The sequence below is a fragment of the Pseudomonas sp. NPDC086251 genome, assembly GCF_044746405.1.
GTDB lineage: Bacteria > Pseudomonadota > Gammaproteobacteria > Pseudomonadales > Pseudomonadaceae > Aquipseudomonas.
Genome location: NZ_JBIVBY010000069.1, coordinates 1 through 10,380, shown reverse-complemented (window position 1 = coordinate 10,380; position 10,380 = coordinate 1). Strand labels below are relative to the sequence as shown.

The following is a 10,380-nucleotide window of genomic DNA, read 5'->3' as shown; positions in this document are numbered from 1 at the left end:
ATCAGCTTGGTGTAACGCTCAACCATGCCGCCGACTTGCTCGCTTTGATCCGGGTGGACCAAAAAGATGATTTCGTAATGACGCATGAATGCTCCTTACGGGTTGTAGCCTGCCGCTCAAAAGCGGTCAGACAAGGAGTGAATGACACTTATGGACTTGCTTGCGATAGACACATGCGTGCCTGCCGTCACAGCAAGGGGCGCAATTGTAGAGAAGGGACAGGAGAGGTGCAAGGCAATTGGTGATTATTTGAACAACCACGACTATTTGCCCAAAACACAAACCACTGTGGGAGCTAGCCTGCTAGCGATGAGGAAATAACATTCAATATTGATGTTGAATGTGACTCCGCCATCGCTAGCAGGCTAGCTCCCACAGGAGGGGGGGTTACCGCTGGATCAGGACTTTTTGGCGATACCGGCGGCTTTGACGCTGCGCTGGCGCTGGGCCTCGAACAGGCACACTCCGGTTGCCACGGACACGTTGAGACTGCTGACGCTACCCGTCATCGGCAGATGCACCAGGTAGTCGCAAAGGTCGCGAGTCAGGCGACGCATGCCGCTGCCTTCCGCGCCCATGATCAGGATGGTCGGGCCGGTCATGTCTTGCTGATACAGACTCTGCTCAGCCTCGCCCGCCGTACCGACGACCCACAAGCCACGCTGCTTGAGTTTTTCCAGGGTGCGCGCCAGGTTGGTCACGGCGACCAACGGAATCACTTCCGCCGCGCCACAGGCCACTTTCCGTACTGTCGGGGTCAGGGTGGCTGACTTGTCCTTCGGCACGATCACCGCCAGCGCGCCGGCCGCATCGGCCGAACGCAGGCAAGCACCGAGGTTGTGCGGATCGGTCACGCCGTCGAGCACCAGCAGCAGCGGGGCGCCTTCGGTGCGATCGAGCAGCTCGTCGAGCATCGCCTCGCCCCAGACCTGGCTCGGGCTCACGTCCGCCACCACGCCCTGATGCACGCCTTCAACCCAGGCATCCAGCTCACGACGCTCGGCGTTGCCGACGGCGACGCGATTTTCGTTCGCCAGCTGGATCAGCGTCTGCACGCGCGGATCGCTGCGGCCTTCGGCCAGCCAGATCTGCTTGACGCGTTTCGGGTGGTGGCGCAGCAACGCCTCTACCGCGTGTACGCCGTAGATTTTTTCCAGATTACTCATGACTTGGCCTTAGGTTTACGCGCCCCGCCGCTTTTGGCAGCTGGAGCGGCACCCGCTTTTGGCGGGCCTTTACGGTGCTTGCTCGGTTTTGCTGGCTTGCCGCCGGGAGCCTTGTCAGGCGCCGACCGTCCGGTCTTTCCCCCAGACGCCGCTTTACCGCCGCTTTTCGCTTCAGACAACAACGCCTGCTTCAATTCACGGCTTTTGCGCAGCTCGGCATTTTTTGCCGCCGCATCGCTCGGGCGATAGGCTTCGACAGCCTTTTCCTTGGCAGGACGACGACCGGTTTTCGCCGGCGCCGGCTCTGCTGCGGTTTTAGCCGCTGGAGCGGTTGTTTCCGCGCCACGCTTTTTACGGCCAATCGGCGCACTGATGGTTTTTTCAGCCATCTCGAAGTCGATCTTGCGTTCATCGAGGTCGACACGCATCACGCGCACTTCAACGGTGTCGCCCAGGCGGAAGCTGCGACCGGTACGTTCACCCGCCAGGCGGTGATGCACTGGATCGAAGTGGTAGTAGTCGCCCGGCAGCGCGGTCACGTGCACCAGGCCTTCGACGTAGATATCGGTCAGTTCGACGAACAGGCCAAAACCAGTCACTGCGGTGATCACACCCGGGAACGATTCGCCCACGCGGTCCTTCATGAACTCGCACTTGAGCCAGTTCACCACGTCGCGGGTCGCTTCGTCGGCACGGCGCTCGCTCATCGAGCACTGCTCGCCGAGTTGCTCCAGGGCCGCTTCGTCGTACGGATAGATACGCGCTTTCGGAATGGTCATCGCGCCGGCACGACGAACGTGCGGCGTATCCTGCTTGGAATGGATCACGCTGCGGATCGCCCGGTGCGTGAGCAAGTCCGGGTAGCGGCGGATCGGCGAGGTGAAGTGGGTATAGGCTTCGTAATTCAGGCCGAAGTGGCCCTGGTTATCGGCGCTATAAACCGCTTGGCTCAACGAACGCAGCATGACGGTCTGGATCAGGTGGAAATCCGGACGGTCCTTGATGCTTGCCAGCAATGCCTGGTAATCCTTCGGCGACGGGCCGTCCTTGCCTTTGTGCAGGGACAGGCCGAGCTCGCCAAGGAAGGCGCGCAGTTTTTCCAGACGCTCCGGTGGCGGGCCATCGTGGACGCGATACAGCGCCGGGATTTCGTGCTTCTTCAGGAATTCGGCGGTGGCCACGTTGGCCGCCAGCATGCATTCCTCGATCAGCTTGTGTGCATCGTTGCGAACGGTCGGACGGATTTCGGCAATCTTGCGCTCGGTGCCGAAGATGATCCGGGTTTCCTGCGTTTCGAAATCGATCGCGCCACGCACGTGACGGGCCGCCAGCAAAACCTTGTACAGCGCATAGAGCTGCTTGAGGTGCGGCAGAACGTCGTTGTATTCACCACGAAGCTGACGCGCCTCGGTGAGTTTCGGCGTTTCCAGCATCGCGCTGACTTTGTTGTAAGTCAGGCGAGCGTGGGAGTGAATCACCGCTTCGTAGAAGCAGTAGTCGGTCATCTCGCCGGATTTGGAGATGGTCATCTCGCAAACCATGGCCAGGCGATCGACGTGCGGGTTCAGCGAGCACAGGCCGTTGGACAGCTGCTCAGGCAGCATCGGCACCACGCGCTCAGGGAAATACACCGAGTTGCCGCGAACCTGGGATTCGTTGTCCAGGGCCGAACCGATCTTCACGTAGCTGGAGACGTCGGCAATCGCCACGTACAACTTCCAGCCACCGGAGAACAGGCGCAGTTTGCCCGGCTTGGCTTCGCAGTAGACCGCGTCATCGAAGTCGCGAGCGTCTTCACCGTCAATGGTCACGAACGGCAGGTGACGCAGGTCGATGCGTTTCTCTTTGTCTTTCTCTTCGACTTCCGGCTTGAGCTTGGCGGCTTCTTTGAGCACCGCCTCAGGCCAGACGTGAGGAATGTCGTAGGTGCGCAGGGCGACATCGATTTCCATGCCCGGCGCCATGTAGTTACCCACGACTTCAACCACGTCGCCTTGCGGCTGGAAGCGTGGCGTCGGCCAGTGAGTGATCTTCACTTCGACGAATTGACCGATCTGCGCGTTGGCGTTGCGACCCGGCGTCACCAGCACTTCTTGCTGGATCTTCGGATTATCCGCAACGACGAAGCCGATGCCGCCTTCTTCGAAGTAACGACCGACGATGGTCTCGTGGGCACGTGACACCACTTCGACAATCATGCCTTCGCGGCGACCGCGACGGTCCAGGCCGGAAACACGGGCCAGGGCACGGTCGCCGTCGAACACCAGGCGCATTTGCGCCGGGCTCATGAACAGGTCGTCACTGCCGTCGTCCGGAACCAGAAAGCCGAAACCGTCACGGTGACCGCTGATGCGGCCCAGGATCAGGTCGAGCTTGTCCACCGGCGCATAAGTGCCGCGACGGGTGTAGATGAGTTGAGCGTCGCGCTCCATGGCGCGCAGGCGGCGGCGCAGGGCTTCGATTTGGTCTTCTGTGGTCAGACCAAACTCTTCGACCAGCTGCTCGCGGTTAGCAGGCGAACCCCGATCAGCAAGGTGCTGAAGGATCAGTTCGCGGCTAGGAATAGGGTTTTCATATTTTTCCGCTTCACGAGCGGCCTCGGGATCGAGGGACTGCCAATCGGCCATTAGAGAGTTTTCACCTTGTCTATATGCGGGTTAGTTTGGCATAGGCGTAATGAAACGGGAAATTTCAAGCTATGACAGCCCATCTAAAGCCCTTTATCGACCCCGTAAAGCTTACTTGAATGCCATTGGTAACATTTTTCAGGTTTTTTTAAGGCCAGGGGTTTACAGTTAAAAAGACGCTCCGTATAGTGCGCGCCATCGACGACGCACTAGCGTTGCCGATACTGCCCAGATGGTGAAATTGGTAGACACGCCAGCTTCAGGTGCTGGTGACCGCAAGGTCGTGGAAGTTCGAGTCTTCTTCTGGGCACCAATTTCGAGCTTGAGATTAGATCAATTTCAAGGCTCGCACAAAAACCCGCGAAAGCGGGTTTTTTGCATTCTAAGCGCCTGATTTATTAAAATTAAATCAGGGGTTTACAGATCAAAAAGCTCTCCGTATAGTGCGCCACATCAACAGCGGCAACGCTGAAGATTATGCCCAGATGGTGAAATTGGTAGACACGCCAGCTTCAGGTGCTGGTGACCGCAAGGTCGTGGAAGTTCGAGTCTTCTTCTGGGCACCAATTCAAATTTCAGAGTCGATCTGGAATTTCACAAAAACCCGCGAAAGCGGGTTTTTGCGTTTCTGACTTCCATAAAACAACAAATGACCTGTAGGAGCGAGCTTGCTCGCGAAGGTAGCCCGGACAACGCGGACATTCAGATACCCCGCGTCATCGTTCACGCCCATCGCGAGCAAGCGCGCTCCTACAGGTGCGCAAGGCGCACTTGAGAAACAATATCGTTTATCATTGTTGCAAGTTTTTGCAATGCGACAGTGAGGAACCCTGCGAATGAAGTTTCGAAATACCCTGCGCCGAGGCTTGACCTTTACCCTCCTCGGCCTGGCTCTCGCCACTCCCCTCACCCAAGCCGCCGACGCGGTGGCCCTGACGCTCTATAACGGTCAACACAAGGAAGTCGGCGACGCCATCGCCAAAGCCTTCGAAGCCAAGACCGGCATTCACGTCAATGTGCGCAAGGGCAGCAGCAACCAGCTCGCCAGCCAGGTCGTCGAAGAAGGCGATCGCTCTCCTGCCGACGTGATCTACACCGAAGAATCACCGCCACTGAACAAACTCGGCGAGCAGGGTTTGCTGGCGAAAACCGACGACGCCACCCTCGCCGTCCTGCCCAAAGACTATGTCGCCGGCAATGGCACGTGGATCGGCATCACCGCCCGGGTCCGCGTGGTCGCTTTCAACCCGAAACTGATCGATGAAAAAGACCTGCCCAAATCGGTGATGGAATTCTCCGATCCAAAATGGCAAGGCAAAGTCGGCTTTGTCCCCACCAGCGGCGCGTTCCAGGAACAGGCCGTGGCAATCATCAAAGTGCACGGCATGGACGCAGCCGAAGAATGGCTGACCGGCCTGCGCGCGTTCGGCAAGACCTACAGCAACAACATGGTCGCACTGAAGGCTGTGGAGAACGGCGAAGTCGCCACCGTGCTGGTGAACAATTATTACTGGTTCGCCCTGCAACGCGAAAAAGGCCAGCTCGATTCGAAACTGCATTACTTCACCGGCGGCGACGTCGGCGGGCTGATCACCGTGTCCAGCGCGGCGGTGCTGAAATCCAGCAAGCATCCAAAAGAAGCCCAGCAATTCCTCGCCTACATGGCCAGCGAAGAAGGCCAGCGCGTGATCACCCAGACCACCGCCGAATACCCACTGCATAAGGGCATGGAATCGGATCGCGGCCTCAAGCCGTTCAGCGAACTGGAGGCACCGAAGGTCACGCCTGCCGACCTCGGCAATGCCGAAGAAGCCCTGGACCTGGAACGTGACGTTGGCTTGAACTGATGAGCACATCGTTATCCGCCTCCGCATTGCGCGGGGGTTACGTGCCACGGCGCAAGCGGCCGTCGATCTGGTTGCTGCTGCCGGTCTTGCTGCTGGTCGTGCTCAGCCTTCTGCCGCTGGCGTATGTCGGGCTCAAGGCCTGGCAAGCGGGCTGGGCCGAGGCGATCCATTTGCTGTGGCGGCCTTATGTCTTTGGCCTGCTGCGCAACACCCTGGCGCTGATGGTCGGTGTGACGCTGGCTTGCGGTGTGATCGGTCTGTCGCTGGCGTGGCTGCTGGAGCGCAGCAATCTGCCGGGGCGCCGGTTGTGGGGGGTGATCCTGTGTCTGCCGTTCGCCGTACCGGCATTTGTCAGCAGTTTTACCTGGGTGTCGTTGAGCGCGCATTTCGAAGGCTTGGGCGGGGCAATCCTGGTGATGACCCTGTCCAAATACCCGCTGATCTTTCTGCCGGTGGCGGCGACCCTGCGCAATCTCGATCCGTCCCTGGAAGAGTCCGCCCGCACGCTGGGGCAGAATCGCTGGGGCGTGTTTTTCAGGATCACCCTGCCCTTGCTCTGGCCGTCTCTGCTCGCCGGCTCGCTGTTAATTGCCCTGCACATGCTGGTGGAGTTCGGCGCGCTGTCGATCATCGGCCTGCAAACCTTCACTACGGCGATCTATCAGCAGTTCGAGCTGGAATTCAGCAATGCCAACGCGGCGATGCTCTCGGCGGTGCTGCTCGCGCTGTGCCTGGTGCTGTTGTGGCTCGAACTGCGAGTGCGTGGCAAGGGCCGACACGTGCGCACCGGCCAGGGCGCAGCGCGACATGCCGAACAGGTTCGCCTGGGGCCTTGGGCCGTAGCAGGACAAATTTACTGCCTGACACTGGCGGTCATTGGCAGCGGCATTCCGTTGGGCATGCTGGTGTACTGGCTGGCCGTGGGTTCGTCGGCGGCATTCCCGGTGGCGGCGATCGGCGAGGCGTTGCTTTCGTCCCTGGCGCTATCACTCGGCGGCGCGGCGTTGTGCCTGGTGCTGGCGGTGCCGGTGGGGCTGCTGGTGGTGCGCTTTAAAGGTCCATTGGCGATCTGGGCCGAACGCTTGCCCTATCTGCTGCATGCGCTGCCTGGACTGGTGATTGCACTGACGCTGGTGTATTTCGCCCTGCATTACGTGCCGGTGCTGTATCAAACCTCGGCGTTGCTGCTGATCGCGTATGCGCTGTTGTTCCTGCCACTGGCTCAGGCGCCGATTCGTACGGCGCTGAACAAAGCGGCGCCGCAGCTTGAAGAGGCGGCACGCACGTTGGGCGCGTCGTCGTTCAGCGCGTTTTGCCGGGTGACGTTGCCGATTATTTTCCCGGCGCTGGGCGCGGCGTTTGCGCTGGTGTTCCTGGATGCGATGAAGGAGCTGACGGCGACATTGCTGTTGAGTCCGACCGGGCTTAATACGTTGGCCACCGAGGTGTGGGCGCATACCGCGAATGTCGAGTTTGCGGCGGCGGCGCCCTATGCGGCGTTGTTGATTGTGGTGTCGGGGTTGCCGGTTTATTTGCTGACGACGCGGATGTATTTGAGCCGTTGAGACCGCTTTCGCGAGCAAGCCCGCTCCCACATTTGATCTCTGGCGTTCACAAATTGTGTGTTCACAGAACATCTAATGTGGGAGCGGGCTTGCTCGCGAAGGGGCCCGCTCATACAACCTTTTAAGCCCGGAACTGCCCCAGGCTCGCCTTCAACTGCGCCGCCAACCCATCCAGCACTTTGCCGCTGGCCGTGGTTTCCACCACCGCTTGAGCTGCCTTCTCAGCCTGCGCATGAATCGTCTCAACCCGACCTCGCACCGCTTGCGCACCTTGCGCCTGATGCGCCGCCGCCTGCGTCGCCAGACCGATCGCCGCATGCACTTGCTCGACCGATGCCTGCACCGACTGCTGCAACCGCGCACTGTCACGCAACACCAGCAAACCTTCGCTGGCCTGGCGCCCGGCCTGCCCAATCGCGGCAACGGCCTCACGCGCGCCTTGCTGCAAGGCAACGATGTGCGCCTGGATATCGCCGGTGGAGCTCTGGGTCTTGCTCGCCAGTGCCCGTACTTCGTCAGCCACCACCGCAAACCCGCGACCGGTCTCGCCGGCACGCGCCGCTTCGATGGCCGCGTTCAGCGCCAGCAGGTTGGTTTGCTCGGCGATCCCGTGAATCACCGTCAGCACCACTTCAATCTGTTCACTCTGCTGCGCCAGTCGCTCGATGACTTTCGCCCCGGTGTCGACCTGCCCCGCCAATGCTTCGATGAGGCTGCCGACTTTCGCCGAGGTCCGAGTGTTTTCATCGGTGGCCTGACGGATGTCCACCACCTGCTGCAACGCCGCCTGCATGGCGTGGCTTTCAGACTGGGCTTCGTCAGCCATCTGCGACAACGCACGCAGGCTCTCGGCCACTTCATCGCGCTGCATGCCGGCCGCCGCATCGGCCCCGGCATTGCGCAGGGTCATGGCGCCGATTTCCACGCCGGTACGCTGGGCCACATCACCCGCCTCACGCACGATCGGCTGCAACTTATCCACAAAGCGATTGACCGCCGAGGCCATGTCGCCGATTTCGTCCTTGCTATTGATCTGCACCCGTTTGGTCAGATCACCTTCGCCCGCAGCAAGGTCATCCATGGCAGCAATCAGCATTTTCAAGCGATTGACCACGCGACGACCCAACACCACCGCGAGCAACAGCAGCACACCACAACCCACCAGCGCCAGGCCCATGCCGATGCGCCAGCGCAAAGTGCCTGCCGCTTCCTGCACGGTACTGGTGGTGTTGGCTTTCATTTCAGCAGCAGTGGCCTGCGCCGACTGCAGGCGCGCACCCATTGCCGCGGCGCTATCAGCCGCCGCGCCTTTGAGGCTGTCGCCCACCAGCTGATCACTGCTGGCGATCAGCGCCGAGAAACGCTTGTCGAGGGCCGCCAGATCGATTTCCACCGAAGCAGTCGAGACGCCCATCAAGACCTTGCCGATTTCCACGCCGTTGGGGTTGATCGAGGATTCGAGGTAGTAGACCGACGGATCGTTCTTCGCCGCATCCAGCACCTTGTCCAGCGCTCGCTCGCCCTGGCCTTTCTCCAGCAACGCCTTGTTGATCGGATTCTCGCGATTCAGATAGCGCGTCAGGTGCTGCCCCGTGGCGTCGTCGTACACCACGAACAACACGTTGGGATTGCGCTGGGCCCGGCGGGCAAACTCAGACAGGGTTGGAACGTCGCTGTCCCACATCGCGCGGGGTGCGACCGAGGCCAGAAGCTGCGCCATATCATTGGCGGAATCCTTCAGGTCCTTTTCCAGCGTCGCGCGCAACTGCGCCTGCTCGTCCTTCAATCGCGAGGACAAACCGGCGGTGAGGCGCTGACGCGTACTCGCGGAGAGGCTGTCGAGGCTCGACGTGACTTCACGCCCCGCCTGCTCGAGTTCACCGGAGAGCTTTTGGCTGTCGGCCCCCAGGCGCGCACCGAGATCGGCCTCCAGTGCAGTCACTGTGCTCCGGGTCAGAGCGACAGCCACTAGCACTTGCACCAAAAGGGCGATACCAAGGGTAACGAACACCGGCCGCAACAGACGGCTTTGTAACAATGAGAGAATGGCTGACACTTAAAATCCCTCTGCTTGGCGCCATTAAATTGATGGCGCGCTGGAAGCGATGCTTTTAATCAACATCACAGCAAAGGTCGTGCCGTCCGACAGGCACAAACGACAAAGGCCCCGATTAAGGGACCTTTGTGTTTTACATCAACGACTTATTAAGCGAACGGGTGACGCAGAACGATGGTTTCGTTGCGGTCCGGGCCCGTCGAAATAATGTCAATCGGCGCACCGATCAGCTCTTCGACGCGCTTGATGTAAGCACGGGCGTTAGCGGGCAGCTCTTCGATGGTTTTGGCACCCACCGTCGACTCGGTCCAGCCCGGCACTTCTTCGTACACAGGCTGCAGGCCCACGTAGCTGTCAGCATCAGTCGGGGCAACGGCATTGCCTTGCGCATCGTTGTAGCCGATGCAGATGTTGATGGTTTCGAGGCCGTCGAGCACGTCGAGCTTGGTCAGGCAGATGCCCGAGATGCTGTTCACATCGATAGCGCGACGCAGGATAACGGCGTCGAACCAGCCGCAACGACGGGCACGGCCGGTGGTAGCGCCGAACTCGTGACCTTGTTTGGCCAGGTGCGCACCCACTTCGTCAAACAGCTCAGTCGGGAATGGACCCGAACCGACGCGAGTGGTGTAAGCCTTGGTGATGCCCAGGATGTAATCCAGGAACATCGGACCAACGCCCGAACCGGTCGCCACGCCACCTGCGGTGGTGTTGGAGCTGGTCACGTACGGATAGGTACCGTGGTCGATGTCGAGCAACGAACCCTGGGCGCCTTCGAACATGATGTCTTTGCCGGCACGACGCAGGTCGTGGAGCTCGGCCGTCACGTCCAGCATCAGCGGCTTGAGCAGTTCAGCGTATTCCTTGCACTCGGCCAGGGTTTTTTCGAACTCGATGGCAGGCTCTTTGTAGTAACCCACCAGCATGAAGTTGTGGTAATCCACCAGTTCACGCAGCTTGTCTTCAAAACGCGGCATGTTGAGCAGGTCGCCCACACGCAGGCCGCGACGTGCAACCTTGTCTTCGTAAGCCGGGCCGATGCCGCGACCGGTCGTACCGATCTTCAGCTCGCCACGGGCCTTTTCACGGGCCTGGTCCAGCGCTACGTGGAAGGACAGG

At 60.2% G+C, this 10,380-nt stretch carries 6 protein-coding genes, 2 tRNA genes and 1 pseudogene; 4 read left to right on the top strand and 5 right to left on the bottom strand.

What is annotated here, in order from left to right; genetic code table 11:
- The 3 genes and pseudogenes from ACIPL2_RS34770 to rnr form a co-directional block, all read right to left on the bottom strand.
- Positions 1–86, bottom strand: a pseudogene (locus ACIPL2_RS34770) (30S ribosomal protein S6); the annotation flags it as partial.
- 312 nt (positions 87–398) lie between these two features.
- Positions 399–1,166 carry a 23S rRNA (guanosine(2251)-2'-O)-methyltransferase RlmB gene (gene rlmB, locus ACIPL2_RS34765; RefSeq protein WP_401365269.1) on the bottom strand — a complete coding sequence of 256 codons (768 nt, stop codon included), beginning with the start codon at positions 1,164–1,166 and terminating at the stop codon, positions 399–401.
- On the bottom strand, positions 1,163–3,793 hold the full coding sequence (gene rnr / locus ACIPL2_RS34760; protein ID WP_401365266.1) for a ribonuclease R: 2,631 nt from the start codon (positions 3,791–3,793) through the stop codon (positions 1,163–1,165). Before rnr ends, rlmB begins: the two co-directional genes overlap by 4 nt.
- A gap of 226 nt (positions 3,794–4,019) precedes the next feature.
- On the opposite strand from rnr, the gene ACIPL2_RS34755 reads away from it, so the two are divergent.
- The 4 genes from ACIPL2_RS34755 (at position 4,020) to ACIPL2_RS34740 (ending at position 7,205) form a co-directional block, all read left to right on the top strand.
- A tRNA-Leu gene (locus tag ACIPL2_RS34755) sits at positions 4,020–4,106 on the top strand.
- 166 nt (positions 4,107–4,272) lie between these two features.
- Positions 4,273–4,359: transfer RNA gene (locus ACIPL2_RS34750), tRNA-Leu, on the top strand.
- Positions 4,360–4,629: 270 nt separating this feature from the next.
- Complete coding sequence (locus ACIPL2_RS34745) at positions 4,630–5,640, top strand: extracellular solute-binding protein (protein ID WP_401365263.1); 1,011 nt, start codon at positions 4,630–4,632, stop codon at positions 5,638–5,640.
- A complete protein-coding gene (locus tag ACIPL2_RS34740; protein WP_401365261.1) occupies positions 5,640–7,205 on the top strand; it encodes an ABC transporter permease in 1,566 nt (521 codons plus the stop codon). Before ACIPL2_RS34745 ends, ACIPL2_RS34740 begins: the two co-directional genes overlap by 1 nt.
- A 121-nt stretch (positions 7,206–7,326) precedes the next feature.
- Here the strand turns inward: ACIPL2_RS34740 and ACIPL2_RS34735 are convergent, their stop codons facing one another.
- Complete coding sequence (locus tag ACIPL2_RS34735; protein ID WP_401365258.1) at positions 7,327–9,261, bottom strand: methyl-accepting chemotaxis protein; 1,935 nt, start codon at positions 9,259–9,261, stop codon at positions 7,327–7,329.
- Positions 9,262–9,410: 149 nt separating this feature from the next.
- Positions 9,411–10,380, bottom strand: a 970-nt coding sequence (locus tag ACIPL2_RS34730; protein WP_401365255.1) for an adenylosuccinate synthase, incomplete at its 5' end; no start/stop codon positions are given.